General features: G+C 46.3%; 33 protein-coding genes and 1 pseudogene. 17 read left to right on the forward strand and 17 right to left on the reverse strand.

The window, feature by feature from the left end; genetic code table 11:
- Window positions 1–37 precede the first annotated feature (37 nt).
- From CTY47_RS07880 to CTY47_RS07930, 11 genes are all read left to right on the forward strand, one after another.
- Entirely contained in the window at window positions 38–421 is a 384-nt protein-coding gene (locus CTY47_RS07880) for a DUF3876 domain-containing protein (protein WP_055229054.1), read from the forward strand.
- Between the two features lie 30 nt (window positions 422–451).
- Window positions 452–1,081: a DUF4141 domain-containing protein gene (locus CTY47_RS07885; protein ID WP_004308927.1), complete on the forward strand. Its 630-nt coding sequence runs from the start codon at window positions 452–454 to the stop codon at window positions 1,079–1,081.
- A gap of 3 nt (window positions 1,082–1,084) precedes the next feature.
- Window positions 1,085–2,089, forward strand: a complete 1,005-nt coding sequence (gene traJ, locus CTY47_RS07890) for a conjugative transposon protein TraJ (protein WP_048928297.1) — start codon at window positions 1,085–1,087, stop codon at window positions 2,087–2,089.
- A gap of 31 nt (window positions 2,090–2,120) precedes the next feature.
- A complete protein-coding gene (gene traK / locus CTY47_RS07895; protein ID WP_048928296.1) occupies window positions 2,121–2,744 on the forward strand; it encodes a conjugative transposon protein TraK in 624 nt (207 codons plus the stop codon).
- A gap of 5 nt (window positions 2,745–2,749) precedes the next feature.
- Window positions 2,750–3,058, forward strand: a complete 309-nt coding sequence (locus tag CTY47_RS07900) for a TraL conjugative transposon family protein (protein WP_048928295.1) — start codon at window positions 2,750–2,752, stop codon at window positions 3,056–3,058.
- Window positions 3,039–4,388: a conjugative transposon protein TraM gene (gene traM / locus CTY47_RS07905; RefSeq protein ID WP_048928294.1), complete on the forward strand. Its 1,350-nt coding sequence runs from the start codon at window positions 3,039–3,041 to the stop codon at window positions 4,386–4,388. Before CTY47_RS07900 ends, traM begins: the two co-directional genes overlap by 20 nt.
- Window positions 4,389–4,456: 68 nt before the next feature.
- Window positions 4,457–5,443, forward strand: coding sequence for a conjugative transposon protein TraN (gene traN / locus CTY47_RS07910; RefSeq protein WP_048928293.1), 987 nt, complete (start codon window positions 4,457–4,459; stop codon window positions 5,441–5,443).
- Between the two features lie 2 nt (window positions 5,444–5,445).
- Complete coding sequence (locus CTY47_RS07915) at window positions 5,446–6,021, forward strand: conjugal transfer protein TraO (RefSeq protein WP_032937888.1); 576 nt, start codon at window positions 5,446–5,448, stop codon at window positions 6,019–6,021.
- Between the two features lie 8 nt (window positions 6,022–6,029).
- On the forward strand, window positions 6,030–6,908 hold the full coding sequence (locus CTY47_RS07920) for a toprim domain-containing protein (RefSeq protein WP_048928292.1): 879 nt from the start codon (window positions 6,030–6,032) through the stop codon (window positions 6,906–6,908).
- Between the two features lie 18 nt (window positions 6,909–6,926).
- Window positions 6,927–7,433 (forward strand): DUF3872 domain-containing protein, encoded by a 507-nt coding sequence (locus CTY47_RS07925; protein ID WP_048928291.1) that lies wholly within the window; start codon window positions 6,927–6,929, stop codon window positions 7,431–7,433.
- Window positions 7,430–7,957, forward strand: coding sequence for a glycoside hydrolase family protein (locus tag CTY47_RS07930; RefSeq protein WP_048928290.1), 528 nt, complete (start codon window positions 7,430–7,432; stop codon window positions 7,955–7,957). Before CTY47_RS07925 ends, CTY47_RS07930 begins: the two co-directional genes overlap by 4 nt.
- 65 nt (window positions 7,958–8,022) lie before the next feature.
- On the opposite strand, the gene CTY47_RS07940 is transcribed toward CTY47_RS07930, so the two are convergent.
- From CTY47_RS07940 to CTY47_RS17085, 11 genes are all read right to left on the reverse strand, one after another.
- Window positions 8,023–9,330, reverse strand: coding sequence for a hypothetical protein (locus tag CTY47_RS07940; protein ID WP_229119787.1), 1,308 nt, complete (start codon window positions 9,328–9,330; stop codon window positions 8,023–8,025).
- 157 nt (window positions 9,331–9,487) lie between these two features.
- A complete protein-coding gene (locus CTY47_RS07945) occupies window positions 9,488–9,796 on the reverse strand; it encodes a hypothetical protein (protein WP_048928289.1) in 309 nt (102 codons plus the stop codon).
- A 52-nt stretch (window positions 9,797–9,848) separates the two neighbouring features.
- Window positions 9,849–10,154, reverse strand: coding sequence for a DUF6956 domain-containing protein (locus CTY47_RS07950; RefSeq protein WP_083434146.1), 306 nt, complete (start codon window positions 10,152–10,154; stop codon window positions 9,849–9,851).
- The gene (locus CTY47_RS07955) at window positions 10,094–10,324 is read right to left on the reverse strand and encodes a DUF3873 domain-containing protein (protein WP_008778214.1); all 231 of its coding nucleotides are present in this window, start codon (window positions 10,322–10,324) and stop codon (window positions 10,094–10,096) included. Before CTY47_RS07955 ends, CTY47_RS07950 begins: the two co-directional genes overlap by 61 nt.
- Before the next feature lie 20 nt (window positions 10,325–10,344).
- Window positions 10,345–10,602: a hypothetical protein gene (locus CTY47_RS07960; protein WP_008778215.1), complete on the reverse strand. Its 258-nt coding sequence runs from the start codon at window positions 10,600–10,602 to the stop codon at window positions 10,345–10,347.
- A 24-nt stretch (window positions 10,603–10,626) separates the two neighbouring features.
- The gene (locus tag CTY47_RS07965) at window positions 10,627–11,892 is read right to left on the reverse strand and encodes a PcfJ domain-containing protein (protein ID WP_004310303.1); all 1,266 of its coding nucleotides are present in this window, start codon (window positions 11,890–11,892) and stop codon (window positions 10,627–10,629) included.
- Window positions 11,889–12,308 (reverse strand): PcfK-like family protein, encoded by a 420-nt coding sequence (locus tag CTY47_RS07970; RefSeq protein WP_004310304.1) that lies wholly within the window; start codon window positions 12,306–12,308, stop codon window positions 11,889–11,891. The genes CTY47_RS07965 and CTY47_RS07970 overlap by 4 nt, the downstream gene beginning before the upstream one ends.
- Window positions 12,309–12,331: 23 nt before the next feature.
- Window positions 12,332–12,553: a hypothetical protein gene (locus tag CTY47_RS07975; RefSeq protein WP_008019901.1), complete on the reverse strand. Its 222-nt coding sequence runs from the start codon at window positions 12,551–12,553 to the stop codon at window positions 12,332–12,334.
- Window positions 12,554–12,564: 11 nt separating this feature from the next.
- Window positions 12,565–12,780 (reverse strand): hypothetical protein, encoded by a 216-nt coding sequence (locus tag CTY47_RS07980; protein ID WP_034530475.1) that lies wholly within the window; start codon window positions 12,778–12,780, stop codon window positions 12,565–12,567.
- 7 nt (window positions 12,781–12,787) lie between these two features.
- Window positions 12,788–13,123 (reverse strand): hypothetical protein, encoded by a 336-nt coding sequence (locus CTY47_RS07985; RefSeq protein ID WP_048928287.1) that lies wholly within the window; start codon window positions 13,121–13,123, stop codon window positions 12,788–12,790.
- 87 nt (window positions 13,124–13,210) lie between these two features.
- Window positions 13,211–13,597 carry a hypothetical protein gene (locus CTY47_RS17085; RefSeq protein ID WP_229127933.1) on the reverse strand — a complete coding sequence of 129 codons (387 nt, stop codon included), beginning with the start codon at window positions 13,595–13,597 and terminating at the stop codon, window positions 13,211–13,213.
- Window positions 13,598–13,611: 14 nt separating this feature from the next.
- Between CTY47_RS17085 and CTY47_RS17090 the strand changes: the two genes are divergently transcribed.
- From CTY47_RS17090 to CTY47_RS17330, 4 genes are all read left to right on the forward strand, one after another.
- Complete coding sequence (locus CTY47_RS17090) at window positions 13,612–13,767, forward strand: hypothetical protein (protein ID WP_199163411.1); 156 nt, start codon at window positions 13,612–13,614, stop codon at window positions 13,765–13,767.
- A gap of 383 nt (window positions 13,768–14,150) precedes the next feature.
- Window positions 14,151–14,765: a hypothetical protein gene (locus CTY47_RS07995; protein ID WP_099464263.1), complete on the forward strand. Its 615-nt coding sequence runs from the start codon at window positions 14,151–14,153 to the stop codon at window positions 14,763–14,765.
- Between the two features lie 191 nt (window positions 14,766–14,956).
- Window positions 14,957–15,382, forward strand: coding sequence for a transposase (locus tag CTY47_RS17325; protein ID WP_233202126.1), 426 nt, complete (start codon window positions 14,957–14,959; stop codon window positions 15,380–15,382).
- 29 nt (window positions 15,383–15,411) lie between these two features.
- Complete coding sequence (locus CTY47_RS17330; protein WP_233202109.1) at window positions 15,412–16,254, forward strand: IS3 family transposase; 843 nt, start codon at window positions 15,412–15,414, stop codon at window positions 16,252–16,254.
- A 61-nt stretch (window positions 16,255–16,315) separates the two neighbouring features.
- Here the strand turns inward: CTY47_RS17330 and CTY47_RS08005 are convergent, their stop codons facing one another.
- From CTY47_RS08005 to CTY47_RS08015, 3 genes are all read right to left on the reverse strand, one after another.
- Window positions 16,316–17,260 (reverse strand): ribose-phosphate pyrophosphokinase, encoded by a 945-nt coding sequence (locus tag CTY47_RS08005; RefSeq protein ID WP_099464264.1) that lies wholly within the window; start codon window positions 17,258–17,260, stop codon window positions 16,316–16,318.
- A gap of 62 nt (window positions 17,261–17,322) precedes the next feature.
- Window positions 17,323–19,023, reverse strand: a complete 1,701-nt coding sequence (locus CTY47_RS08010; protein ID WP_099464848.1) for an alpha-amylase family glycosyl hydrolase — start codon at window positions 19,021–19,023, stop codon at window positions 17,323–17,325.
- A 54-nt stretch (window positions 19,024–19,077) separates the two neighbouring features.
- Complete coding sequence (locus CTY47_RS08015) at window positions 19,078–19,917, reverse strand: patatin-like phospholipase family protein (protein WP_099464849.1); 840 nt, start codon at window positions 19,915–19,917, stop codon at window positions 19,078–19,080.
- A gap of 166 nt (window positions 19,918–20,083) precedes the next feature.
- On the opposite strand from CTY47_RS08015, the gene CTY47_RS08020 reads away from it, so the two are divergent.
- Window positions 20,084–22,288 (forward strand): sodium-translocating pyrophosphatase, encoded by a 2,205-nt coding sequence (locus tag CTY47_RS08020; protein WP_099464265.1) that lies wholly within the window; start codon window positions 20,084–20,086, stop codon window positions 22,286–22,288.
- A gap of 89 nt (window positions 22,289–22,377) precedes the next feature.
- Here CTY47_RS08020 and CTY47_RS17335 read toward each other — a convergent pair whose 3' ends face one another.
- The 3 genes and pseudogenes from CTY47_RS17335 to CTY47_RS08035 all read right to left on the reverse strand — a co-directional run bounded on the left by CTY47_RS17335 (window position 22,378) and on the right by CTY47_RS08035 (window position 24,228).
- The gene (locus tag CTY47_RS17335; RefSeq protein ID WP_233202118.1) at window positions 22,378–22,557 is read right to left on the reverse strand and encodes a hypothetical protein; all 180 of its coding nucleotides are present in this window, start codon (window positions 22,555–22,557) and stop codon (window positions 22,378–22,380) included.
- Window positions 22,558–23,562: pseudogene (locus tag CTY47_RS08030) on the reverse strand (ISAs1 family transposase); the annotation flags it as partial. It lies immediately after the preceding gene.
- Window positions 23,563–23,796: 234 nt separating this feature from the next.
- Entirely contained in the window at window positions 23,797–24,228 is a 432-nt protein-coding gene (locus CTY47_RS08035) for an eCIS core domain-containing protein (RefSeq protein ID WP_099464266.1), read from the reverse strand.
- 282 nt (window positions 24,229–24,510) lie between these two features.
- Between CTY47_RS08035 and CTY47_RS08040 the strand changes: the two genes are divergently transcribed.
- Window positions 24,511–26,700, forward strand: coding sequence for a glutamine synthetase III family protein (locus CTY47_RS08040; RefSeq protein WP_099464267.1), 2,190 nt, complete (start codon window positions 24,511–24,513; stop codon window positions 26,698–26,700).
- Window positions 26,701–26,788 lie beyond the last annotated feature (88 nt).

Below are 26,788 nucleotides of genomic sequence, written 5' to 3' on the forward strand. Positions count from 1 at the left end.
ATAGAAACAGATTCATCAACTAAAAAAGAAAATGCGTATGAGTATATCAAGAACGAAAATGCTGCAAATCAGCAAGTGTTTAATCGGGCTGGCGGTCATGGTGCTGCAATCCTGCGACATAACGGACAACCGACGCGACCTGCTTTGCGGAAACTGGGAGAGTGTGGAGGGCAAGCCCGACGTGCTTATCTACAAGGAGGGCGAAGCCTATAAGGTGACGGTATTCAAGCGGAGCGGCATCCGCCGCAAGCTGAAGCCGGAAACCTATCTCTTGCAGGAGGAGAACGGCAATCTGTTCATGAACACCGGATTCCGCATCGACGTGTCCTACAACGAGGCGACGGACATCCTGACCTTCTCGCCGAACGGGGACTACGTGCGTGTGAACCCGAAACCGGACCATCCGATAGGCGAGCAATAAATAATGAAATCCACTAAAATCCAAAGTAACATGAGAACAAGAATAACACTTATTATCTGCCTGTGCCTGTTTGCAGTCGGCAGGGCAAGCGCACAGTGGGCGGTGATAGACCCGTCCAACATCGCGCAGAGCATCGTGAACACCTCGAAGAACGTGGTACACACTTCCACGACCGCCCAAAATATGATAAAAAATTTTCAAGAGACCGTGAAGATTTACGAACAGGGCAAGAAGTATTACGACGCACTCAAATCCGTGAACAATCTGGTAAAGGACGCCCGGAAGGTGCAGCAGACCATCTTGATGGTGGGTGACATCACCGACACCTATGTGACCAGTTTCCAGAAGATGATGCGTGACGACAACTTCACGGTGGAGGAACTGGGAGCCATCGCCTTTGGCTACACCAAGTTATTGGAGGAATCCAACGATGTGCTGACGGAACTGAAGAATGTGGTGAATATCACCACGCTCTCCATGACGGACAAGGAGCGCATGGACGTGGTGGAACGCTGCTACTCCAAAATGAAGCGTTACCGCAACCTCGTGAGCTACTACACCAACAAGAACATTAGCGTGAGTTACCTGCGTGCGAAGAAGAAAAACGACCTTGACCGCATCATGGGGCTGTACGGGAACATGAACGAAAGATATTGGTAGCCTATGAATTTCGACAACCTTCACCAAATTCTGCGCTCGCTCTACGAACAGATGGTGCCGCTATGCGGGGACATGGCGGGCGTGGCGAAAGGCATCGCCGGGCTGGGCGCACTCTTTTATGTGGCCTACCGGGTATGGCAGTCGCTGGCGAGAGCCGAACCGATAGACGTGTTCCCTATGCTCCGCCCGTTCGCGATAGGCTTGTGCATCATGTTCTTTCCGACGGTGGTATTGGGTACGATAAACAGCATCATGTCGCCCGTCGTGCAGGGTACGGCAAAGATGCTGGAGGCGGAAACGCTGGACATGAACCGATACCGTGAGCAGAAGGACAAACTGGAGTACGAAGCGATGATGCGCAATCCCGAAACCGCCTACCTCGTGTCAAACGAGGAGTTTGACAAACAACTGGAAGAACTGGGCTGGTCGCCCGGCGACATGGTGACGATGGCGGGGATGTACATCGAGCGCGGGATGTACAACATGAAGAAGGGCATCCGCGACTTCTTCCGCGAGATACTGGAACTGATGTTCCAAGCCGCCGCCCTCGTGATAGACACCATCCGCACGTTCTTCCTCGTGGTGCTGGCGATACTCGGTCCGATAGCCTTCGCCATATCGGTGTGGGACGGCTTCCAAAGCACGCTTACACAGTGGATATGCCGCTACATACAGGTCTATCTGTGGCTGCCCGTGTCGGATATGTTCAGCACCATACTGGCGAAGATACAAGTGCTGATGCTGCAAAGCGACATCGAACGGATGCAGGCTGACCCGAACTTCTCGCTGGATTCGAGCGACGGGGTGTACATCGTCTTCATGATAATCGGCATCATTGGTTACTTCACCATCCCCACGGTAGCAGGCTGGATTATCCAAGCCGGAGGCATGGGAAGCTACGGTCGCAACGTGAACCAGACGGCAGGACGAGCCGGAAGTATTGCGGGCAGCGTGGCGGGCGCAGCCGCAGGAAACGTGGTCGGACGTGCCGGGAAACTGCTGAAATAATCAACTGACAATTAAAAACGAATAAACAACAATGGAATTTAAGTCACTTAAAAACATCGAATCATCGTTCAGGCAGATACGCCTGTCCGGTATCGTCTTCCTCTCGTTGTGTGCCGTAATAACGGTATGGAGCGTGTGGAGTTCCTACCGCTTCGCGGAGCGGCAACGAGAAAAGATTTACGTGCTGGATAACGGCAAGTCGCTGATGCTGGCTCTCTCGCAAGACTTGTCGCAGAACCGTCCGGCAGAAGCGAGGGAACACGTGCGCCGTTTCCACGAGCTGTTCTTCACGCTCTCACCCGAAAAGAGCGCGATAGAGCATAATGTGAAACGCGCCCTGCTATTAGCGGACAAAAGCGTGTACAACTACTATTCGGACTTCGCCGAGAAAGGGTACTACAACCGCATCATCGCCGGGAACATCAACCAAGTGCTGAAGGTGGACAGCGTGGTGTGCGACTTCAACGGCTATCCCTACCGTGCCGTGACCTACGCCACGCAGAAGATCATCCGGCAGAGCAACGTCACCGAGCGCAGCCTCGTGACCACGTGCCGCCTTTTGAACTCGTCCCGTTCGGACGACAATCCCAACGGTTTCACCATCGAGGGCTTCACCATCATCGAAAACAAGGATTTACAAACCATCAAAAGGTAACAGACATGAAGAAAATCAGAAAATCATTTTGGCGTGCGTACTGGAAGCTCCACGACAAAAAGAAAATGCTGGTGGCAAGGCTCAAAGGCTATCTGGACGGTTTGCCCCCGAAAACACGCAAGCGCATCGTGCTGGCGATGCTCGCCGCCTTCACGGTGCTTGCCCTTTACACCTTCGGCAAAGCTGTCTATGACATCGGCAGGAATGACGGCAGCCGGATAGTAACAGACCATGCCGGACAGGTGGAACTGTCCGTAAAGCCGGAAAACAATCATAATGTAATACCTTATTTATATGAAACAGACGAAGAATGAACCTAAAAACGAGAACAAGGCGGCTCCCGACAACGGGAAACCGAAGAAGGAGCGCAAGCCGCTGACCGAAGCCCAAAGGCTGAAACGTCAGAAAATGATAGTGCTGCCCGCTATGGTGCTGGTATTCATCGGTGCTATGTGGCTGATATTCGCCCCGTCTTCCGACAAGGAGCAGCAACCGGGAACGGGTGGTTACAATATCGAAATGCCCGACGCTGACAAGGCGAACCGTCAGATCATCGGCGACAAGGTGAAAGCCTACGAACAGGGGGCGATGGAGGAACGGCAGGAGAACCGCAGCCGCACCATGCAGGAGCTGGGCGATATGTTCGACCGCGAAGTGGCGGAAACGGATAGCGGCAGGGACTTCGACCTTGCCAATCCCGGAGGCATGGAAGAGAATGTGAAGTCCGCCCCGAAGACCATCCAATCATCCGCAGCCGCCTACCGCGACCTCAATGCCACGCTCGGCAACTTCTACGAGCAGCCAAAGAACGACAATGCGGATATGGACGAACTGTTAGAGCGTATCGCCTCGCTGGAATCGGAACTGGAAACCGAGAAAGGCAAGGCATCCGCTATGGATGACCAAGTGGCACTCATGGAGAAGTCCTATGAACTGGCGGCGAAGTACATGGGCGGGCAGAACGGCACACAGCCACCTGTCGGACAGGCGGCAGAGCCTTACCCCGTGCAGAAAGCCGGAAAGAACACTGCTGCACCTGTCAGGCAGGTAACGCATCAGGTGGTATCTTCGCTCTCACAGCCGATGAGCAACGCTGAGTTTGTCGCCTCCTTCTCGCAGGAGCGCAACCGCAGTTTCAATACGGCGGTGGGTGTCACGACTGTATCGGACAGGAACACCATATCGGCGTGTGTCTATGGGGCGCAGAGTGTGACTGACGGGCAGGCGGTAAGATTACGGCTGCTGGAGCCGATGGCAGTGGCGGACAAAATCATACCCCGCAATGCAGTGGTGGTAGGCACGGCAAAGATTCAGGGCGAACGACTCGATATTGAAATTACTTCGCTGGAGTACGCAGGTACGATTATCCCGGTAGAACTGGCGGTGTATGACACGGACGGACAGCCCGGCATCTTCATTCCAAACTCGATGGAGATGAACGCCGTCAGGGAGGTTGCCGCCAACATGGGCGGCTCGCTGGGCAGCAGCATTAATATCTCCACCAACGCAGGGGCGCAGCTCGCCTCCGACTTGGGCAAGGGGCTGATACAAGGCACGAGCCAGTATATCGCCAAGAAGATGCGTACCGTCAAGGTGCATCTGAAATCCGGATACAAGGTCATGCTATATCAGGACAGAGATTGAAAACAATAACAATCAACGACTAAAAAACAACAACCAAATTTTTATTTACCACTAAAATCCAAAGTAGAATGAAAAAAGTAATCATCATGCTTGTCCTCGCTATGGGCATCGCAACTGCCAACGCGCAGGAGAACGTAACCGTTGTAACGGACAACGGAAGTGAACAACCGACCTTGACAAAGGAGGTCTATCCGCAGAAGGAGGCGGACGGCGATCTGTATCACGGGCTGACAAAGAAGCTGACCTTCGACCGCATGGTTCCCCCGCACGGCTTGGAAGTGACCTACGACAAGACCGTCCACGTCATTTTCCCCTCGGAGGTGCGCTACGTCGATTTAGGCTCGCCCGACCTGATTGCGGGTAAAGCCGACGGAGCGGAGAACGTCATCCGCGTGAAAGCGACCGTGAGGAACTTCCCGAACGAAACCAATATGTCCGTGATAACGGAGGACGGGAGTTTCTATACCTTCAACGTGAAGTACGCCGCCGAACCGCTGCTGCTCAACGTGGAGATGTGCGACTTCATCCATGACGGCGAGGCAGTGAACCGCCCGAACAATGCGCAGGAAATATACCTGAAGGAGCTGGGCAGCGAAAGCCCGATGCTGGTGCGCCTTATCATGAAGTCCATCCACAAGCAGAATAAGCGCGAGGTGAAGCACATCGGCTGCAAGCGATTCGGCATCCAGTACCTGCTGAAAGGCATCTACACGCATAACGGGTTACTCTATTTCCACACGGAGATAAAGAACCAGAGCAACGTGCCTTTCGATGTGGACTACATCACATGGAAAATCGTGGACAAGAAGGTGGCGAAGCGTACCGCCGTGCAGGAGCAGATCATCCTGCCGCTCCGTGCGCAGAATTACGCCACACTCGTGCCGGGAAAGAAGAGCGAGCGCACGGTATTCACGATGGCGAAGTTCACCATTCCCGACGACAAATGCCTCGTGGTGGAACTCAACGAGAAGAACGGAGGTCGCCACCAGTCTTTCGTGATTGAGAACGAGGACTTGGTACGTGCCAATACCATCAACGAACTTCAAGTGCGCTGACCATGAGAAAGTACATCGCAATAGTCATCGCGTCGCTTGCCCTGTTCACGGGGCAGGCGCACGCCCAGCGATGCCTGCCGAAGATGCAGGGCATCGAGGTCAGGGCGAACATGGCGGACGGTTTCAATCCCGGCGGCAACGACGGCGGGCACAGCTTCGGGGCGGCTCTTTCCACCTACACGAAAAAGGGGAATAAATGGGTGTTCGGCGGCGAGTACCTGTTGAAGAACAACCCTTACAAGGACGGGAAGATACCCGTGGCGCAGTTCACGGCGGAGGGGGGATACTACTTCAAGATACTCTCCGATGCCCGTAAAATCGTGTTCGTCTATGCAGGGGCTTCGGCTCTTGCCGGATATGAATCGGTGAACTGGGGCGAAAAGGTGTTGCATGACGGCTCCACGCTCCATGACCGGGACTCCTTTATCTACGGCGGTGCACTGACGCTCGATGTGGAGTTTTACGTGGCAGACCGTATCGCTCTGCTCGCCAACCTCCGGGAGCGTTGCCTGTGGGGTGGCGACACGAGGAAGTTTCATACGCAGTGGGGCGTGGGCGTGAAGTTCATCATAAACTGACGCACCGCATGGAACGGACGGAAATCGATGCCATGAGGCATATACCCCTTGCGGACTTCCTCGCACGGCTGGGACATGAGCCTGTACGAAGAAGCGGCAACGAATTGTGGTATCGTGCGCCATACCGCAATGAGCGCACGCCCTCTTTCCGTGTGAACGTGGCGAAACAGCTCTGGTACGACTTCGGTACGGGCAAGGGCGGCGACATCTTCACGCTTGCCGGGGAGTTTATCGGAAGCAACGACTTCATGGAACAAGTGAAGTTCATAGCGGAAACCGCCAATATGCCTATGCCTGTTCCCGAAATGAGTAAACCGACTTTCCTGCCTAAACCGTCAGAACCTGCCTTTGAAGGAGTGGAAGCCACCCCGCTGTTTCGTTCTCCACTGACGGACTATCTGGCGGAACGGGGTATTCCTTACGGCATTGCATCCCGGTATTGCTGCCGACTGAATTACGGTGCGCGTGGCAAGCGGTATTTCGCCGTCGGTTTTCCGAATGTGGCGGGTGGCTATGAAATCCGCAGCCGCTTCTTCAAAGGATGTGTGCCTCCGAAGGATGTGTCGCTGGTCAAGGCGGAAGGCTCTCCGGCTGACGTATGTAGCGTATTTGAAGGATTCATGGACTTTCTTTCCGCTGCCACGCTCGGATTGGAAACGGGTGATTGCCTTGTGCTGAACTCCATTTCCAACGTGGAAAAGGCTATGAGGTATCTGGACGGTTACGGGCGCATAGACTGTTACCTCGACCGTGACGAAGCCGGACGGCGCACGTTGGAAATGCTGAAAGGACACTACGAGGAACGTGTCTGCGACCGTTCCGCCCTCTATGATGGTTGCAAGGACTTGAACGAGTATCTGCAACTGACAACGAAAAAAGAACAATAACTTAAAAATCAAAGGACAATGAACATACTGAACAACAAGAACAAGAGAACACCAATCTTCAAGGCGTTGGCACTCTGCCTTTTCGCCGCCGTGTCGCTCACCGCCGTATCGTGTGACGACGATATGGACATCCAGCAATCCTATCCCTTCACGGTGGAAACCATGCCAGTACCCAACAAGGTGACGAGTGGGCAGACGGTGGAAATCCGCTGTGAGCTGAAAAAAACGGGCGACTTCGCCAACACCCTCTATACCATTCGTTATTTCCAGTTCGAGGGGGAAGGCACGCTGAAAATGGCGGGCGGCATCACGTTCCTGCCCAACGACCGCTACCTGCTTGAAAACGAGAAGTTCCGGCTGTATTACACGGCGGAGGGCGACGAAGCGCACAACTTCATCGTAGTGGTGGAGGACAACTTCAACAACTCATACGAGCTGGAATTTGACTTCAACAACCGCAGCGTGAAGGACGACGGGATTGTTTCCGTTATCCCCATCGGCAATTTCAAACCTCTGCCAAGATGATGCGTGTATTCATGGCTATCCTCTGTTCACTTATGGCGGTCTGTTCTGTGTCCGCACAGATCAGCCGCCAAGAGGAAACGGACGGGCAGGCGGCAATTTACCGCCTGCCGCTTATGGAACGAGCATTTTTGTGTACCCGCTACTTTGAGGGCTGGCACTCGGAGAAACACCACCCATACGTGGGCTGGGGTCACCGTGTGCAGTCGGGCGAAAGCTATTCGGCACGCACCATGACGAAACGACAGGCGGACGCACTCCTGCGGAAAGACTTGCGTAAGTTCTGCGCCATATTCCGCAAGTTCGGGCGTGACAGTCTGCTCCTTGCCACACTCGCCTACAATGTCGGTCCATACCGGCTTTTGGGGAGCGGAAAGATACCTAAAAGCACGCTGATCCGAAAATTGGAGGCGGGCGACAGGAACATTTACCGGGAGTATATCGCTTTCTGCAACTACAAGGGTAAACGGCACGCCATGCTGCTCAAACGGAGAAAGGCGGAGTTTGCGCTGCTGTACATTCCGTAACATGGCAAATGTCTGACAAATGAAACTCCGATGAAGCCACAACTTCATCGGAGTTTCCCATTTTGTTAGAATTGAATTCTGACTTCTTTCTCTTTAATATGTATCAAATCCCCCATAATCGTCATAGGACACATTTTCCCATTCCAAGGTTCGTCATAGCATTCCTCTTTATCACAATTTTGTTTTTCACAAAATGAATGCAATGGACAAACATAACCACATTTATGTAATCCCGTTAAATATGTGAACAGAGCATTGTGTCCAATTAAAGCTAACATATCGTCAGACAGTTTACTGGAATCTGTTAAGGACGATGGTGGTGGATTAAAATCTCCGTTGTCAGTATAGCTATAAGGCATTCCTAAAAAATCTATCAATGTTTTGATTCGTTCCTTAGATAGAGGTTGGTAATCAGTAATCAAAGTTAATATTGGAACAAAACCTTTGGCTGGACGTATTCGTTCAAGAACTTCTCCAATATAATCTATTTCTACTTGGACACTTTTAGAAAACACTTGCTTGAATGCGTCTATAAGAGTATCAAAAAAGTCACAAACTGACATTGATTTACCATTGATATTTATTTTAGCTTCATTTATGAACTGTTCAAACAGTTCTATTGCTGATAAATTCGGATTTTCATTCGCATATGCTAATTCATTGATTAAAACTTCAGCAGGAGAAAGACTAAATAAAGATATGTAGCAAATTGTTATCAATTTTATATTATCTGACGCTATTGCTGAAAAATGTTGTTCTGCAATAATCTTAACTAAATTATATGGGAGGTCATATCTTTCATGAGTTGCAGTTTCATCAATTAGCATTTGATATAATGCAGCCATACTCTCCTTGATAATATTAGCCCCCAAAGTTATTGCTTGTTTTGAACCATCTGTAAAACAGATGTCTAATGTTATCACAGGCAATATCCTATTATTCAATTGTTTATATTTTCGATGAATACAGATACGTTCATTTACATCTATCTTAAAATCATTTCTCCGTGTATCTGCAAGTGGACAATATCCCATTCCACATTTCACAATAGCTATTTTATTCGCCAGTTCTGGAGAATAATCTATATCTAATGGGAGTGTGATAGTAGATGTTGCATTTTCTACAAAAGCATATGTTTCTGCCATTATATTATATCGAACCATACTATCATATAGTCCCCACGGAGTTGATACATTTTGAAGAAAGTGAATATACTCATGAACAATAGTGCCTAATGTTGGAATATCAAGTTCATCTATATTTCCATCATATGAATCATGAATACGAATCTGCATAAACGCAGGTTTATATTCACCTCGACTATTATTCAGTTCGGTTATAATGTGTTTTTGACTTGTCGTTAATTCACACATATTTTACTACTATAATTATGAGTATTAAACTTTTGCAAAGATATTCATAATATTCCATATATCGCCAAAAGCGATTGAAACAGCGGTTTCTTTGCTACTTTCTTTGTCCGCCATCATGCTCACTGAAAGAAAGTAGGCGGCTTTCGCCGCCCACCTCTCAAAAACGGGTGTAAAGCCCCGTCACCATCGTGAACATTTCCTCCAGCATATCGCAATATATCCCCTCGTGCGTTTCAATGTCCTTCGTCCTGCTCTCGAATGTCTTTTTGCTGAACGTCCTGCGGTAGAAACGCATATTGTAGAGGTCTGCACCTCCGTCGTAAATGATGTCAAGACGGTTGGCACTCGTTTTGTTCCTCGCAAGGCTCATGCGTAAGCCGTTGCCCATGTCTATGAAGTCTTTGCTTCCCGTCATGGCGGCAAAGCGTCTGCCGCCTATCTGCTCCAAAATAGTCTTTGCTATCATATTCGTTGTTTTTAGGTGTTATGTTGTGGCGGTGCGGACACCGCCACAATGTTCAAAATTCTGTTTTCTCGGTTATGGGTGTGCATCTTTCCAGCCACTCTTTCAGACACTCCATGTTATACTCGCTCGTTATGACTGCCGTATGGCTGTCAATGGCAGTAAACCTGCTACTTTCATAGTTGTCTATCCACCCCTTTAAGGTATCAACTCCCCATGCTTCGGCATCGTCAAACATACCGTCCAATACCGTGATAGGCTCGCTGAACTTGACTATCAGCGTTTGGTAGCCTGCTTCGTTCATCGCTTGTCCTCCTTCCTTTCCTTTGCCGTTAGCCACTTGTCCCGTGCGGCTCGACATTCGTCTAATGTGGGTTTGACACAAGAGAAAAGTTCCCCGTCCGTGTGGCGGTAGTCGTATTGCACAAGGGTGCGTTTGCGTCTGCCGATACCCGTTTGGAAATTCTCGTAGTTCTCCGTTCCTGCCGATTGGCAGGTGCTTACTCTGTTAATTGTCATTTTTGTTGCCATAGTCGTTGTTATTTAGATGATTAGAAATGTACAGACAGCACTCTGTGTTGCATCACCATTTCGGGGTTACTCGTATAGCGTTGGTGCAGGTAGAAATGATGTGAGCCGAAGCCGTAAAGGAAGAACTTGCCAAGTTCGTGTTTCTCGGCAAAGTCCTTGACGCTCGCCCTTAATTGCTCCTCACTCTGACAAAGAGTGAGGAGGTTCATAAATTCAAGGAACATCGTGGGGATTTTATCATCCCATAGGAAAAGCATGCTTTCAAATCTTACTTCCATAATGTTAGTTGTTAGATGTCGATATTATGCCGCTTTCATCCGCTGGCGGATAAGGTTGGCGTTCTTGTTCACAAGGGCGATGATGCGGTCGTGGTATTCGGAGTTCTCGTTGCATACGCCACGACACTGCACCACCTCAAAAGTTTTTAGTGACACCTCTATCGTTTCAATTCGTTTTCCGTCAATGGTGGCGGATAGGATAAGGGAGTCTTTTCGTTTGTGGTAACCGCCCACACAATGGTGCATCGTCCTTCCTTCCTCTGCCATTTCTTCCACGCTCTCTATGACTTTGACGCAAATAAGGCTGTCGGTAAAGGCAAGTCCGAAGAATATGCCCTTAGCTTTCAGATATTGTTTCTCGTCCTCAATCGCTTTCCTGCGTTGCTGTTCAGTCCGCTCATGTTTCCTTTGCAGGTTGCGCTTTGCCACCAACTTGTCGTGTTCAACTTTGAGGTCGGCAGGGCAAACGTATTTCGGGCTGTTTGTGTCCTTGCCGAAATGACGCAGGAGGTCTATGGTGTCACGCCACATTGAGCCGTCCTCAATGGTATAGCCGTTGCGGATACATATCTTGATTGAAGCCCAATACTCTCCAATATTGAAAGAGTGGTACAGATAGTAGCGCAACATGGGATATTGCCCTGCCTTCAACAGCGTTTCCGCACGGCTGTCCGACAATAATGCCGGTATTAGTTTGGTGGGTACAATGTCGTGGAAATTGCCGTTAAAGCCGTTTCTGCGGAGCGTCGGCAACACCTTATATCTTGGATATATCGGGGAATATGAGATATGGCGGTACGCTTCATTGTCATTGCGGATAGCAAAAGGAGAAGCGAATGAGAACGTGTCGATGTAGCATCCCAATGTGCGTGGAATGGCAACAACAGCCTTACGCCCTTGTTCATTCCACCAATACTGCCCGATTTCAAGGGCATAGGACTTGGCATTAACCCCTTTCTCCATACCCACGACAAGCAAGAACATTCGTAGCACTTGGTATTCTCCGCTTGTGGTAAGGGTTGTGAAATACTGCTTTTGTCTTACCTTGCGCTGATAGGTGAGGCAGACTTTCAAACTTGCTCCACATTCAGGACACGTACAATGCTCGGTCTGCTCCGTCATTACCCAACTATGACCGCAATCCATACAAGTGGTACGACCTTTCGGCAAGCGGTGTGCATAATGCTCCACGCAATTACGGAATGCCCAATTAATCTGTATCGGGGTTATCGGGCGTAGTTTCTTGCTTTGGGCAAGAACTGCTTTTTCAAATTTGTTTCTCGGTTTCATAAGCCAAAATCAAATAATGAGGGTTGAACTTGGGTTTCTGTTTTCGCCTTTGTCGGCTTGGTGCGGTTCTGCAACTTGCGGAGTTCCTCGTCTTGGTATCTGCGGACTGCCTGCTGACGTGCTTCTGCTTTTTCCTCTGCCGTGAGTTCCACAATGTGGTTCACCGCCACTTGGCATTGGATAGGCTTGCCCACCTCAATCTCGTTCTCGTCATAGTAGTGTACTGCTTGTCCGTATATCTCTCCGTCCGTGAAGCCGTTACAACCGCTTTTCTGCACATAGTTCAGAATGTAGGTTACGCAATCGTCAATGTTCTTGGCTGGATTGCGGTAGTTCTTCGCAAAGAGCGTGTCTTCCTCCGCACGTTGTTCCAAATACATCTGTATCGTTCTCTTGAAATGGTCTGTTCCTTTCATATCGCTGTCGTTTTTATGAGTTGTCAAATAGTATGTTTCAAAATCTCCCTCCAATAAATCGGCTCAACCTCGCTCAATAGGAAGTCTATAAAGTCCTTCCGTGCGTCCTTGTTCAGTTCGTGGTAGAGTCCACGGAAGACGGACATATTGCCGTTGAGGTATGTTTCCACCATGTACTCGAAGATGTTGCCCACCTCGTAGTATCTGCATTGTTGCTCCACTGTCTTGCTTCTTCTCTTTGCCATGTCGGTAGGGATTAAAGGGTGAATAACCAAAGAATGAAGTCAAAGAACAGGATAACGGAAAGAATAGCCACGATTACCCCTATTGCCACTCGGAACACTCCGTTTATTATCTCTCTGACGATGTACCAAAGGATGCCGGACACCCAAAAGGCGGTGCGCATGATTGGGGTGCATATCGCAAGCCCTATGTATTGCGCCATTTGTCTGAAATTTACCGTTGCTGTCATAGCCGTATCATTTGTTAAGTTCCACGATGCTGTCTATCCTGCCGTATAGGAAACTGCGGAGTGCCGTCTTGTCGGTAGCCTTGTATTCCGCCCAATGCCCATACTGCTTTACAATGTAGGTTCGGAGAATGTCGGAAAAGTCAAACATCCAACCTTGCAAGGGTACTGCGCTCTTGAAATAGGTGTTGCTGTTCACGTTGCGTGTAAGCCAATCCTTTTCCTCTCGGCTCAATTTCTCACCATTGTTCAGTTTGGTGCGAAGTCCGTACACCTTGCTGCCTTGCAGGTTCTCCAAACTTGATACTTCCCATGCCACGAATTTTGTTGCTATTGCCGTTCTCATATCCGTTTTGTTTTTGATTTTTTGTTTTTTAATGCGGATTCAAGAGCTGAGGGAGTTGAGTTTCAAACTATCTTATCTGCCTCTCGTTTATCCGACATTTTTTTTTAATGCGTCTTTCTGTCGCATCGGTCGTTTTCGTTTCGGGTGCTTAAAAAGGTAGGGATTAGGGAATGCAAGGTTTTTCGGAAAAATACTACCCGAAGGGCTGGAGATTTTTCCAGAAAACAGGAGGCTTGACCTTGCTTTCCCGTACAATCCCGGAGTTACCTTTGCACCCAGCACGAAAATGACTGCCTGATGCGGCTCACTGAAAGGCGCGAAAATGGAGGTAAACGGAAGTGGAGGCAGATTAGACAGGAAAACTTCAAAAGAGAAATCCGTGAAAAAGACATCCCCAACAGAAAAGAACATAGCCGGTAGCGTGAAACCGGGCAAACCATCGGCAAGGAAGTATGTTTTTATCTGTTTGGCCAAACGTGTTTGGTCGGATGGATAAAATCATTCTTCCCGGTTTGTCTGCCGTGAGTGACGGCTTGTTCCATTTATGGAATGTGCGGTCATACACGGCTTTCCGCTTCCGGCGCAAAAGGACAACGAAAAAAGAAAAATCGTCAAAACCCCGTAAAAGCACCTCTTTGGCATAAGCACAAAAGAAAGGGGCCTTGTCTCATCAGTCTAAACTATTGTTTAGGCGTGAGGCAAAGCCCTTTTCTCCGCTTATGCGGCAGTCGGCACACGTTCGTTCAAAATCTTTTTGGGCGATGGTGTGCTGACGGATAAAATCGCTTTTACGGAAAAACTTGTGTGAGAAGAAAAAAACGGGAGATTCATTTCTAAATCTCCCGTTTTATTGTTACTTTTGCATACGAAGAGTTCTTTGAAGGTTACGCAACGCACAGAAGAATAATGCAGTAGATAACTAACTAATTCGTAACCTATTACTATTATGAGCGATTACCCAATGCTCATTTCCAATAAATTACACTCTTTTCGTAACTTCCTATGACAAGGCTACACCATCAGCAATATGAACGTTTCAATCATATCCCAATCCACTTCCGATATTAATGCCGGATTGTTCGGATATATAAGCTCATACGGAACGGTCAGCAACCTTATCGTGGTGGGAACGGTCACCGTAAATGGCGGAGGTAAATGTAGAGCCGGAGGTATATGCGCTTGGCTGGGTGGAACCATTGAATTTTGCCGCTTCAACGGTACCGTTTCCTCCACCACCACGGGCAGCGACAAGTTGAACTATGCCGGAGGAATTACGGGAACTCATGTCGGGGCCCTCCGAAAGATCACCGGCTGCATTGCCAATGCAAAGGTAACGGTTAACGGCGGAAAAGCCGACGAATCCGCAGCAGGCGGTCTGGCAGGCAGTTTCTATGGCTCTGACTGCAAATACTCGGCGTGGAACAACGCCTCCAACGAAGGGACTTCCAATATGATAGGAAAGAATGCAGACACCAACAGCAGCACGGGCACCGGCAACAACTCCTTCACCAACATCAGCGAACTGAACGCCCTGCTCTCCGGCATCAACACCGGCGTGCCCAACAGCACTTATATCTGGCAAGCAGGCGATGGCGGCACCGATTACCCGAAGCTCGTTCAGCGCACGCCTGCCGGAAACTGACCTGCGGGAAACAGCTATTCGGGCAGCCATGCGTTAATGTCCGGGTGTCAAATCAGATAAGGCACTTCCCCGCCTCGTCCGGTTCGATTTCAGCAAATACGAAAAAAAGAGCCTGTCAAACAATTGACAGGCTCTTTTTATGATTAATATGTCTAGTCCTAAAATAGCGTTACACCAAATTAAGTAACGAAATGAAAAAGTCAGAAACCAAGTACATTAGACGTACACAAAAGGATTACAGCATGTCCTTTAAATTATCAGTAGTTCAAGAGTATGAAACAAGCCGGCTAAGTATGGAGGCTATTCAGCGTAAATATGGCATACAAGGAAGCCATACATTAAAACGTTGGATTGAAAAATATGGTAACTTTGACGTGTCAAACAAATCTCATTGTCCCGTGGAAAAGAGTAAGGAACAGCAACTGCTTGAATTGGAGCAGAAAATAAAGTTGTTGGAGCGCAAGAACGCCCGCCTGGAGAAGGAACTCGAATTAAAGGATATAAAAGCCGAATTCTTTGATATGATGATAGATATCGCAGAAAAGGAATATCACATCGATATCCGAAAAAACTCCTTTCCCGAACAGTCCTCCAATACAAAGAAGAAAAATCCGTAAGTATCAGCGGGATCTGCCGACTGCTCGGGATAAGCAGGCAAAAATATTACCGTCAGCATTGGAGTATAGACAGGAGTCGCCAAAAAGCTACCGAAGTTGTAGAGATAGTACAGGGTCTCCGTTTGGAGATGCCCCATATAGGTACCCGTAAACTCTATCATATGCTTCAGCCGGTATTGAAAGAGAAGAAAGTTGGCCGTGACAGGCTGTTTGACATACTACGTGCCAACCACATGCTCATAAAGCCTGTCCGTTCCTATCATGTGACGACCAACTCCCACCATCGGTTCCACAGGCACAAGAACCTTGTGGCAAATATGGAATCTATACGTCCGGAAGAAATCTGGGTTTCGGATATAACCTATATAAGAAATAGAAACAGTCACTTGTATCTCTCATTGGTTACAGACGCTTATTCAAAGAAGGTTATGGGATATGACCTTTCCTGTTCTTTGGACACTCAGGGTACCCTTAATGCCTTAAAGATGGCCAACGGCAACCGATTGTACAGGGAGGAACCCTTAATACATCACTCAGATCGTGGTATACAATACTGCTCCGATGCATATCAGAGATTATTGAAACGGTATCATATCATACCGAGCATGACTGAATCCTATGATCCTTATGCAAATGCCATAGCAGAAAGGATAAACGGGATACTCAAACATGAGTTTCTGCTTGAAGACCTTAATCTTCCATTGGCACAGATGAAGCGTCTGGTAAAGGATGCTGTTTATAAATATAATAATCTCAGACCACATTACTCGTGCGGATACAAAACACCGGAGTATATGCACCATCAGAGGCAGATTAAAATTAAAAGTTATAAAAACAAACAGTTCAGCAAGGCTAGCCTTGCTGAACTGTGATAAATGTTTTAGTTTTGTCCAATAACTGTAACGGTTATTTAGGACTAGTCAATATGAAAAATTATTTGATCACATACAATGAGCTGATAGATTCGTCTTTACATACACGACGGATAGCCTCAGCAAACATATCTGCAATAGAAAGCACTTTCACTTTTTCGCATTTTTTTGCATAAGGTATAGAATCGGTAAAGATCATCTCTGTAAGTGCGGACTGGTCTACACGCGTAGAAGCAGGATCCGACATTACGGCATGACTGGCAATGGCACGTACGGATTTAGCTCCATTTTCCATCATCAGGTTAGCAGCCTTTGTAATAGTTCCGGCTGTATCGACCATGTCGTCAACCAATAACACATCCAATCCTTTCACATCACCAATAATACGCATCTCTGCCACTTCATTGGCACGTAAACGGGATTTATGGCAAATCACCATTGGCAAGCCCAAATATTTAGAATAACTGCTGGCACGTTTTGTACCACCGACATCCGGCGTAGCTATGCACAAATTATCCATTGGTAAAGATTCCTTGATATAATCAAGGAATACGGATGATGCATACAAGTGATCTACCGGAACATTGAAAAATCCCTGAATCTGATCAGCATGCAGATCCATCGTAATCAAACGGTTAATACCTGCCGTACTTAACATATCAGCAATTAACTTAGCACCGATTGACACACGGGGTTGGTCTTTTCTGTCTTGGCGTGCCCAGCCAAAATAAGGAATTACCGCAATGATAGAATGAGCCGAAGCACGTTTGGCTGCATCAATCATTAAAAGCAGTTCCATCAAATTGTCCGAATTAGGAAACGTAGATTGTACCAAGAATACATCCCTGCCACGAATAGATTCTTCGTAAGAAACCGAAAATTCTCCATCGGCAAAGTGTTGAATGTTCATCTGTCCCAGAGGACAACCTAGACTGTTGCAAATTTTCTCTGCAAGATACCGGGAGTTGGTTCCCGAAAACACCAAGAAAGGAGTTTGTGCACTCATTATTCCGAATATTTATCTTAAAGTGAATTGTTTTAATGTGCCGCAAAGGTATAAAACAATTGTCAATTATTATAAGTAAATTTCAATAATTTGCCGGAATAAGCAGGAAGCGCCACCTGATAAGGGTAAGCATCAGTGAGTGTACTAACGGTATGTTCTGTTGTCAGCAGGTCTGTCAATACAGCTGCTTTGTTATCTTCAAAACCTAATGCTTTAAATGCATCAGCCGGTATTTCCACGCGTACAGTTTGCTCCGCCTTGTCAAAATTAACTACAGCCAATAAAACTTCATTTTTATACTTACGCATAAACACATATTGACGATGCGGGTTAAAATACGGATTCGATTTATTTGCATACATCAAATCATAAAACTCGCCATTTGCAATAATAGGCTCATCGTGCACTACATTCAATAATTTACCATATACTTCACGTAGCTGTTTCTGGTCATCAGTTAGTTTTCCTCCGTCAAACTTCCAGTCATCGATCCAATTACGCAAAGACTCCACACTCCAGTAATCAAAAATTGTGGTACGTCCGTCACGACCGCTAAACCCTTCCTGATCCATGCCACGTTCACCAACCTCCTGACCGCTATATATCATTACCGGATTCACATTCATTGCTGCGGAAACAATCATGCCGGGAACTCCGGGACGGGCATCGCCCGCAAAGAAATCCGAAGCGATACGTTGTTCATCATGGTTTTCCAAAAAATTCAACATATTATGCTGGATACCTTCCAGCGCTTGCCAGGAATATGTAATATTACTTGCAGGAGCCTGCCCCGTCATAACCGCACGGACTGTATCATACAAGCCTACTTTATCGTATAAATAATCAAAATGTCCGGTATAAATATAATTCCGATACTCGTCCGGATTATACACTTCAGCAATGAATATTATATCCTTATAGATCTTCTTTACCTCAGGAATAACCCAATTCCAGAACTCAACCGGAACCATCTCCGCCATATCGCAGCGGAAACCGTCAACACCTTTATCTGCCCAAAACAGTAAAATGTCTAACATTTTATCCCATGTACCGGGACGAGGATCAAAATGGCAGGTTCCGCCATTCATATAATCTACACCATAATTCAGTTTCACGGTCTCATACCAGTCATTTTTTCCCGGAGAAGCACTAAAACAATTATTTCCTGTAACTTTAGCCGGGAATTCGCTATATTCGTAGTCTTCTTCCTGGGCTCCGAAATGCAGCGTTAGCGACTGCCCCGGTATATAATAAAAATTATTATTCGCATCAAATGCTTTTGTTGTATTATCTTGCTGTCCCAAGTCTTGCACAAACGGCAGCCGGACATCCGAATTATATTGACGTGCCACATGGTTCGGCACAAAGTCTATAATAACTTTCATTCCGGCATTGTGCGTACGCTTCACCAGTTCTTCAAACTCCTTCATTCGCTCATGTACGTTATCCGCCAAGTCCGGATCTACATCATAATAATCTTTGATTGCGTAAGGGGAACCGGCCTTGCCTTTCACTACGGCATTATGGTCTTTACGTATCCCATAAGCCGTATAGTCTGTTTTTGTTGCATGCTCTATTACTCCGGTATACCAAATATGAGTTATCCCCAACTCCTTAATTTTGGCTAAAGCTTTCGGCGTAAAAGCAGAGAACTTTCCTACGCCATTCATCGTTTTATCTCCATACTTTACCAGGAAAGTATTCAAGTTCCCGAACCATCGTGGGAACACCTGATAAATAATCATCTTTTCCATTTGTTTCATCGTGTTATTCATCGACTCAGTTTTTTATTTCCGGAAAGCCCCGCACAAAAATCATTAAGGCTGTAAAGCTCTGTTCTTTTTTGTAGTAATAGCTTTCACCAACGTTTCAAATTTGTTTTCCCGTAACACTTTCTCGAAAGCGCGTCCGGCAGCGGCATAACCGATATTTGTTATAGTCTCTACATTTTCAAGGTCGAAAGTTTTATACAGCCCGAACTCTTCCGCTTCTATCAACACATCGCACATCTCCCGGTCTTCCAGTGTATTGGCACGGAACATATAATGATAAGACCGTTCTGCGATATGAAATATCGTCTGCTTATATTTTTGAGAAACAAGCGGACTTACATTCACGCCTATTACTTTATCACATACATCACGTATTATCGAGACAGGGAAATTATGGAACAATCCGCCATCTACATAATGCACTCCATTTATCACAACCGGACTGAATATAATAGGAATGCTGCATGAAGCCGTAACAGCTTCAACAATAGGACCGCTCCGGAACTCATGACTTTCGCCATTATCCAAATCGGTTGCCATAATTACAATCGGGATCCTCAAATCCTCTATATTTTTAGTTCTCAAATGCCTTTTCAGAAAATAACGGAAGCGTTTACTATCAAACAATCCGGCTTTGGGCAACTGTAACTGGGCGAATTCAGAAAACTCGCGTCCGGTAAAAAGTTCCTTGATTTCGTCTGCCGTATATCCGTCTGCAAACAACGTTCCCATCAAAGCTCCTACACTTGTTCCGGCTATTATATCCGGCATCAGTGCACATTCTTCAAGCATTTTGAAAACTCCGATATGCGCAAAACCCTTTGCTCCTCCTCCACTCAGAGCCAAACCTAATTTATAAGCTTTACGATCCGTTTCTCCTGTCATCTGCATTTCACTTCTTTATATCGGTAACAAATATGCTGTTTTTTTTAGTATGAAACATAATTATTCATGAAAAAGTTTCCCACCGGTTATATTTTTGCTACATTTACGGATAAAGATAAAGCGTCAATATTTCTACTATATTACATAAACTTTAAATCTGTCGGCTATGGTTACAAGTATTTTCTGGATTATTCCGCTGGCGTCTCTCATAGCGCTGGCGTTTGCCTGGTATTTCTTCAGGCAGATGATGAAAGAGAGTGAGGGTACTGAATTAATGGCAAAAATTGCATTGCATGTACGTACGGGAGCCATGTCTTATCTGAAACAACAATACAAAGTCGTGGCTCTTGTCTTTCTTGGCCTTGTTGTCTTGTTTTCCATTATGGCTTACGGTTTGAAAGTTCAGAACGAATGGGTGCCCATTGCATTTCTGACAGGCGGCTTTTTCTCAGGACTTGCCGGGTTCCTCGGAATGAAAACAGCAACTTATGCTTCTGCACGGACAGCCAATGCAGCACGTACATCATTAAACAAAGGGTTACAAGTAGCTTTCCGAAGCGGCGCCGTTATGGGATTAGTTGTGGTAGGACTCGGATTGCTCGATATTTCATTCTGGTATATATTACTGAACGCCTTTATTCCGGAAGAAGCATTAGCCCCGACACACAAACTTACAATCATTACAACAACAATGCTGACATTCGGAATGGGTGCCTCAACACAAGCTCTGTTCGCCCGCGTAGGTGGTGGCATTTACACCAAAGCCGCAGATGTAGGAGCTGATCTTGTTGGTAAGGTTGAAGCAGGAATTCCAGAAGACGATCCACGCAATCCGGCTACTATTGCAGACAATGTTGGCGATAATGTCGGCGATGTTGCAGGCATGGGAGCCGATTTATACGAATCCTACTGCGGTTCCATCCTTGCCACTGCAGCATTAGGCGCAGCGGCTTTTGTTGCATCAGGCGATACAGTGATGCAATACAAAGCTGTTATTGCACCCATGTTAATTGCTGCCGTAGGCATTGTTTTATCAATAATCGGTATATTTGCCGTACAAACCAAAGAAGACGCTTCAATAAAATCATTGTTAAAAGCATTGGCCGTAGGAACAACCCTCAGTTCGGTACTGATTGCAATTTCCACATTCGGTATATTATACCTGCTAGGTATGCAGAATTGGTTCTGGATAGGATGTTCCGTTATAATCGGTTTATTAGTAGGCATAGTTATCGGACAAGCAACGGAATACTATACCTCCCAGTCATACAAACCTACCCAAAACGTATCTCAAGCCGGATTAACCGGCCCTGCCACCGTGATCATCTCCGGTCTGGGATTAGGTATGCTTTCAACAGCTATTCCTGTATTGGCTGTTGTCACAGGCATTATATGTTCTTTTTTATTTGCTTCCGGGTTTGATTTCAACAACGTAACTATGGGATTATACGGAATCGGCATAGCTGCTGTGGGCATGCTTTCTACCTTAGGTATCACATTAGCGACAGATGCCTACGGACCGATAGCAGACAATGCCGGAGGAAATGCAGAAATGTCAGGACTAGGGAAAGAAGTACGCAAGCGTACCGACGCATTGGATTCCCTGGGAAATACTACGGCCGCTACAGGCAAAGGTTTTGCCATTGGTTCGGCAGCATTAACAGGACTGGCATTGCTGGCTTCTTATATTGAAGAGATAAAAATAGGGCTATTACGGCTTGGCGAAACAGTTCTTTCTTTTGCCGACGGACGTACTATCGAAGTATCCAAAGCCTCTTTCTCCGACTTCATGTTTTATTATGATATTACATTGATGAATCCCAAAGTATTATCCGGCATGTTTATCGGTTCTATGATGGCCTTCATGTTTTGTGGGCTTACCATGAATGCCGTAGGACGTGCAGCAGGCCACATGGTAGAAGAAGTTCGCCGCCAGTTCCGCGAAATAAAAGGTATCCTTACCGGCGAGGCTGAACCAGATTACGCCCGCTGTGTAGAAATAGCAACAAAAGGTGCTCAACACGAAATGGTTCTTCCCTCCATGCTGGCAATCATTGCTCCGGTATTGACAGGTTTTATATTCGGTGTTTCGGGTGTTGTAGGCCTGCTTATTGGCGGATTAAGTACCGGATTCGTACTGGCCGTATTTATGGCTAATGCCGGCGGTGCCTGGGATAATGCGAAGAAACATATTGAAGAAGGTAATCATGGGGGCAAAGGAAGCGAAGCCCACAAAGCAACTGTCGTTGGAGACACTGTTGGCGATCCGTTCAAAGATACATCCGGTCCAAGTCTCAACATACTCATTAAACTTATGAGTATGGTTGCAATTGTAATGGCCGGCCTGACTGTGGCCTGGAGTATATTCTGATTAATAGCCCTAAATGGGTTTATGTCCATGGCAAATGTTATGCTGTTTATAGAATACGGTAGTATTTTCCCGCCTACAGGGCAAACGCATTAGGATTTTTGATATAGTACCATTGCCTTTTTCATTATCTCTTTCTTTATATTGGGCTTTAATGCTGCTGCTAACATTTTCTTTTTCAAGGATGCTCCTTTTTTGTATGTAAAGGCTTTCAGTACCGGCATTGCCATTTTTCTTAATATAGCCAGGTTTAACACTTGGTTCTTTTTCATTTTGGTCTCATCTTCATTAAAAGATACATCTAGTTGCCAATGCAAATTGTTCTCTATTTTCCAGTGATTTCGTATGATATTCAATTGCATGGGTGCATCTTTCTCCAAGGAAGATATGAAACATCTTGTTTCTGTGGTCGTTTCTCCTGTAGACAGTATCGTTCTTTGGGAAGTAATTGTACCAAAGCTTTTGATTCCTTCCCATTCTTTTCCACACTCAGGTATCCATCCCTAATGAGAACAGGAATGACAAATACGGACTTCTTCTCTCCCATGTCCTCGGGTTATTTCTTCGGCATGATCTATCCATTTAGCTTTATCACGGTTGTTTTCTACTCGAATCCCTTCTAATATACCTTCATATAATTTCTCTTGATTGGCTTTCACAATAATCAGATAATCAGCTTTAGCTGCTGTAATAGCTTTGATAGACTCTTTTTGACAATGTAGAGCGTCCGCAGTAATAATAGTACTTGCCAAATAAAGGTCTGTAACTAATTTGCGAAGTTGCTCGGGCTCGTTTATCTTTTTATCTGCCACCTCCTGTCCTAAACACAATCCGGTTCCGGTAGCATAAGCAGTAACTACATTCAAACCAGAAACATCGGTTACAGAGGCAGCATATTTGCCATCAAAGGCTACTATTTCTTTATCTTTACTAGCCTGAGAATGATCCAAATCGCCGCGTAATTGAGATTGAAGGGCTGACATAGTCTTGCGAAAAGACTGTTCCAAACTCGAGGGATTAACCAAAGAGAAAAAGCGACTAAAAGTATCATGGGAAGGCACACCAACAAAACAAGAACCTAAGTACTCAGAGAGCAAATCTTCACTAGATTCAGCGATTTCAACGATATCATCCCAGTCTTTACCTCCACAAAGGATACCAACAAAAGCCATGAAAATAATGCTACAGGAAGGGTAGTATAGACGATTACCTGTACGGAAGTCTTCAACATCACGAGCAAAAGATAATAATAAAGAGTAATCAGAAGAAGGAGTCATAAAGAATATAAGTTAGAGATACAAAGCAAAGGTAGAAAAAAGTACAAAAAACACAGGAAAGAAAGAAAAAATCCTAATGCGTTTGCCCTGTTCCCGCCTAAAAAAAGTTGAGTTGACAACCGTCAACCGACCGGTTGATAATTGTCAACTCTACTTTAGTTCGGCATGATCCCCTGCAATATTTGGCTGGAACTTCAATGTCATTTCCGCTCCGTTTTGTTCATCACGAGATTTCTATCTCGAGGTAAATTTTCCATTCTGCAACGTAACCTCATTTAGCTGTGCTACATCTTTTAACTCTTTACGAGAAGCCTCCGGCACCGGAGCAGCCGCTTCTTCTCCATTAGCTACCCGCATAGCTCTTTGCCCCATCAAGTCGGCCTCATGTTCAAGCTCTGCATTATCATTCACAGGCATTCCGCCTACTACGGTTGTAGGCTGCACACGTCCTTGCATTTGCTGAACTACATGCCAGGCTTCATGAGATAAAAGGTGCTCCTGTCCCGGACCTAAATAAATATTTGTTCCTTGTGCATAAGCAAGCGCATTAATGTTTGCCGGCCTGGGAGAGTCATAATGCACCCTTACATCATCTAACGTAAAGCCAGAGAGAGTCTTGATTGCACACTTTAAGTCCTGAGGCAATTCCTTTACATATCCTGCCATAATTATTATCTGTTTACCCTCCTACTCTGTTAAAGGCTTTTCGGAACCCGCCTGTTATTTTCTTATCTCTGTAAGCTTACGGAAACAAAACTAAAGGCTACGCAAAAAGATAACTATTATAATTTGTGAAACAGGGAATCCGGTTTGCGAACAATAGAAAAAGACCTTCCTGATAAAATTCAAACTCTCATCCGCAGGAATATATATTTTAACAACGATCTGTAAGCCAAAATAAAGATTTGCTTGTATCTTTGCCGCCGGTATAACATAAAAACAATCCGTATGTCAATCTCACGCTTTAATGCAGTAGAGAAGGCTTCCAACCGTAAAGCCGTCGAAGTAATCACTCCCAATCGTAAAGTATCCGAATATTTCGGTGAGAATGTTTTTAACCGTAAGGCTATGCAAAAGTATCTTTCGCAAGAAACTTACAAAGCCTTAACCCACGCCATTGACAATGGTGCTCCTATCGACCGGCAATTTGCTAACCACGTAGCTGCCGGTATGCGTATGTGGGCCTTGGAAAAAGGCGTTACCCACTACACGCACTGGTTCCAACCACTTACAGACGGAACTGCCGAAAAGCATGACGCTTTTGTTGAACATGACGGCAATGGCGGCATGATTGAAGAATTCAGCGGAAAACTGCTTGTACAACAGGAACCGGATGCATCCAGCTTTCCAAACGGAGGTTTAAGAAACACCTTCGAAGCCCGCGGATATTCGGCCTGGGATCCTTCGTCTCCGGCATTCATCGTAGACGACACGTTATGTATCCCTACCGTTTTCATTGCCTACACAGGCGAAGCGTTAGACTATAAAACTCCGTTGATCCGCTCGGTTGAAGCTTTAGGAAAAGCGGCAAAAGAAGTTTGCAACTATTTTGATGAAGACGTAAATAAAGTAATCACCTTCCTTGGCTGGGAACAGGAATATTTCCTGGTTGATGAAGATTTATATTCTGCACGCCCGGACTTATCATTGACAGAACGTACTTTACTGGGACACGAAAGTGCCAAAAACCAGCAGTTGGACGATCATTATTTCGGCGCCATTCCTTCTCGTGTACAAGAGTTCATGAAAGAGTTGGAAATCGAATGTTATAAACTGGGTATTCCGGTAAAAACCCGCCATAATGAGGTTGCTCCGAACCAGTTCGAATTAGCACCTATTTATGAAGAATGTAATCTGGCAAACGACCATAACCAGTTACTCATGTCGGTTATGAAACGCGTTGCACGACATCACAATTTCCGTGTATTGTTGCACGAAAAGCCATTCAACGGTGTGAACGGTTCGGGCAAACACTGCAATTGGTCGATGGGTACAGATACAGGCATCAACTTATTCTCGCCGGGCAAAGACCGCGAAGACAATTTGCGCTTCATTACTTTCGTAGTCAACACTCTGATGGCTGTATATAAATACAATGCACTACTGAAAGCCAGCATTGCATCGGCTACGAATGCACATCGTTTGGGAGCAAACGAAGCGCCTCCCGCAATCATTTCTTCTTTCCTGGGAACACAGATTTCAGAGATATTGGATAAGTTCGAAAACAGTTCCATTGAAGATGCCATAGAAGTAGACGATAAGAAACGCTTACATCTGGGATTCGGACAAATACCCGAACTGTTATTGGATAATACCGACCGTAACCGTACGTCGCCTTTTGCTTTCACCGGAAACCGTTTTGAGTTCCGTGCATTGGGTTCATCAGCCAACTGCGGTTCGGCCATGCTGGCATTAAATTCTGCCGTAGCCTATCAGCTACGCCAATTCAAGAAAGATGTGGAAGCACTTCGCGCTGCCGGAAAAAGCAAGGAAGCTGCCATCTTTGAAGTACTGAAAGAGTATATAAAAGAATCCAAACCGATCCGTTTCGACGGTAACGGTTACTGCGACGAATGGAAAGCGGAAGCTGCACGCCGCGGGCTGGATTGCGAAAACAGCGTTCCGTTACAATACGATGCTTATCTAAAACCGGAAGTAATAAAAATGTTTACAGCTACCGGCGTACTGAGTGAGAAGGAGCTGGAAGCACGCAACGAAGTAAAATGGGAAGTCTATATCAAAAAAGTACAGATAGAAGCGCGCGTATTGGGTGATCTGTCAATGAACCATATCATTCCGGTAGTACTGCATTACCAGTCTTTATTGCTCAGCAATATCACCAAACTAAAAGAGACATTCAGTGCGGAAGAATATGAGGAGTTGGCTGCAGAGCCGCGTCGTTTGGTACGTAAAATATCTCAGCATGTAGGTTGCGTTACAAAAATGACAGACGAAATGATCGAAGCCCGCAAGATGGCAAACCGCATCGGCGACCTTCGCACACGTGCTGTTGCTTATCACGATACAGTGGCTCCTTACCTGGATGCTATCCGCGACCATATAGATGAGTTGGAACTGATGGTGGACAACCAGATGTGGCCGCTACCGAAATACCGCGAACTGTTATTTATCCGGTAAACACGAACCTACGGAATATAAGAGAGGGGCTGTTTGAACAATTGTTCAAACAGCCCCTCTTCTTTTGTTAACTCTATTTCATAGCTTC

Source organism: Parabacteroides provencensis (assembly GCF_900232875.1).
GTDB classification, from domain to species: domain Bacteria; phylum Bacteroidota; class Bacteroidia; order Bacteroidales; family Tannerellaceae; genus Parabacteroides; species Parabacteroides chinchillae.

Coding starts and splice junctions, on each gene's coding strand:
- CTY47_RS07880 (WP_055229054.1), top strand. CDS start 38: ATGAGTATATCAAGAACGAAAATGCTGCAAATCAGCAAGTGTTTAATC.
- CTY47_RS07885 (WP_004308927.1), top strand. CDS start 452: ATGAGAACAAGAATAACACTTATTATCTGCCTGTGCCTGTTTGCAGTC.
- traJ (WP_048928297.1), top strand. CDS start 1,085: ATGAATTTCGACAACCTTCACCAAATTCTGCGCTCGCTCTACGAACAG.
- traK (WP_048928296.1), top strand. CDS start 2,121: ATGGAATTTAAGTCACTTAAAAACATCGAATCATCGTTCAGGCAGATA.
- CTY47_RS07900 (WP_048928295.1), top strand. CDS start 2,750: ATGAAGAAAATCAGAAAATCATTTTGGCGTGCGTACTGGAAGCTCCAC.
- traM (WP_048928294.1), top strand. CDS start 3,039: ATGAAACAGACGAAGAATGAACCTAAAAACGAGAACAAGGCGGCTCCC.
- traN (WP_048928293.1), top strand. CDS start 4,457: ATGAAAAAAGTAATCATCATGCTTGTCCTCGCTATGGGCATCGCAACT.
- CTY47_RS07915 (WP_032937888.1), top strand. CDS start 5,446: ATGAGAAAGTACATCGCAATAGTCATCGCGTCGCTTGCCCTGTTCACG.
- CTY47_RS07920 (WP_048928292.1), top strand. CDS start 6,030: ATGGAACGGACGGAAATCGATGCCATGAGGCATATACCCCTTGCGGAC.
- CTY47_RS07925 (WP_048928291.1), top strand. CDS start 6,927: ATGAACATACTGAACAACAAGAACAAGAGAACACCAATCTTCAAGGCG.
- CTY47_RS07930 (WP_048928290.1), top strand. CDS start 7,430: ATGATGCGTGTATTCATGGCTATCCTCTGTTCACTTATGGCGGTCTGT.
- CTY47_RS07940 (WP_229119787.1), bottom strand. CDS start 9,330: ATGTGTGAATTAACGACAAGTCAAAAACACATTATAACCGAACTGAAT.
- CTY47_RS07945 (WP_048928289.1), bottom strand. CDS start 9,796: ATGATAGCAAAGACTATTTTGGAGCAGATAGGCGGCAGACGCTTTGCC.
- CTY47_RS07950 (WP_083434146.1), bottom strand. CDS start 10,154: ATGTCGAGCCGCACGGGACAAGTGGCTAACGGCAAAGGAAAGGAAGGA.
- CTY47_RS07955 (WP_008778214.1), bottom strand. CDS start 10,324: ATGGCAACAAAAATGACAATTAACAGAGTAAGCACCTGCCAATCGGCA.
- CTY47_RS07960 (WP_008778215.1), bottom strand. CDS start 10,602: ATGGAAGTAAGATTTGAAAGCATGCTTTTCCTATGGGATGATAAAATC.
- CTY47_RS07965 (WP_004310303.1), bottom strand. CDS start 11,892: ATGAAACCGAGAAACAAATTTGAAAAAGCAGTTCTTGCCCAAAGCAAG.
- CTY47_RS07970 (WP_004310304.1), bottom strand. CDS start 12,308: ATGAAAGGAACAGACCATTTCAAGAGAACGATACAGATGTATTTGGAA.
- CTY47_RS07975 (WP_008019901.1), bottom strand. CDS start 12,553: ATGGCAAAGAGAAGAAGCAAGACAGTGGAGCAACAATGCAGATACTAC.
- CTY47_RS07980 (WP_034530475.1), bottom strand. CDS start 12,780: ATGACAGCAACGGTAAATTTCAGACAAATGGCGCAATACATAGGGCTT.
- CTY47_RS07985 (WP_048928287.1), bottom strand. CDS start 13,123: ATGAGAACGGCAATAGCAACAAAATTCGTGGCATGGGAAGTATCAAGT.
- CTY47_RS17090 (WP_199163411.1), top strand. CDS start 13,612: ATGGATAAAATCATTCTTCCCGGTTTGTCTGCCGTGAGTGACGGCTTG.
- CTY47_RS07995 (WP_099464263.1), top strand. CDS start 14,151: ATGAACGTTTCAATCATATCCCAATCCACTTCCGATATTAATGCCGGA.
- CTY47_RS17325 (WP_233202126.1), top strand. CDS start 14,957: ATGAAAAAGTCAGAAACCAAGTACATTAGACGTACACAAAAGGATTAC.
- CTY47_RS08005 (WP_099464264.1), bottom strand. CDS start 17,260: ATGAGTGCACAAACTCCTTTCTTGGTGTTTTCGGGAACCAACTCCCGG.
- CTY47_RS08010 (WP_099464848.1), bottom strand. CDS start 19,023: ATGAAACAAATGGAAAAGATGATTATTTATCAGGTGTTCCCACGATGG.
- CTY47_RS08015 (WP_099464849.1), bottom strand. CDS start 19,917: ATGACAGGAGAAACGGATCGTAAAGCTTATAAATTAGGTTTGGCTCTG.
- CTY47_RS08020 (WP_099464265.1), top strand. CDS start 20,084: ATGGTTACAAGTATTTTCTGGATTATTCCGCTGGCGTCTCTCATAGCG.
- CTY47_RS17335 (WP_233202118.1), bottom strand. CDS start 22,557: ATGAAAAAGAACCAAGTGTTAAACCTGGCTATATTAAGAAAAATGGCA.
- CTY47_RS08035 (WP_099464266.1), bottom strand. CDS start 24,228: ATGGCAGGATATGTAAAGGAATTGCCTCAGGACTTAAAGTGTGCAATC.
- CTY47_RS08040 (WP_099464267.1), top strand. CDS start 24,511: ATGTCAATCTCACGCTTTAATGCAGTAGAGAAGGCTTCCAACCGTAAA.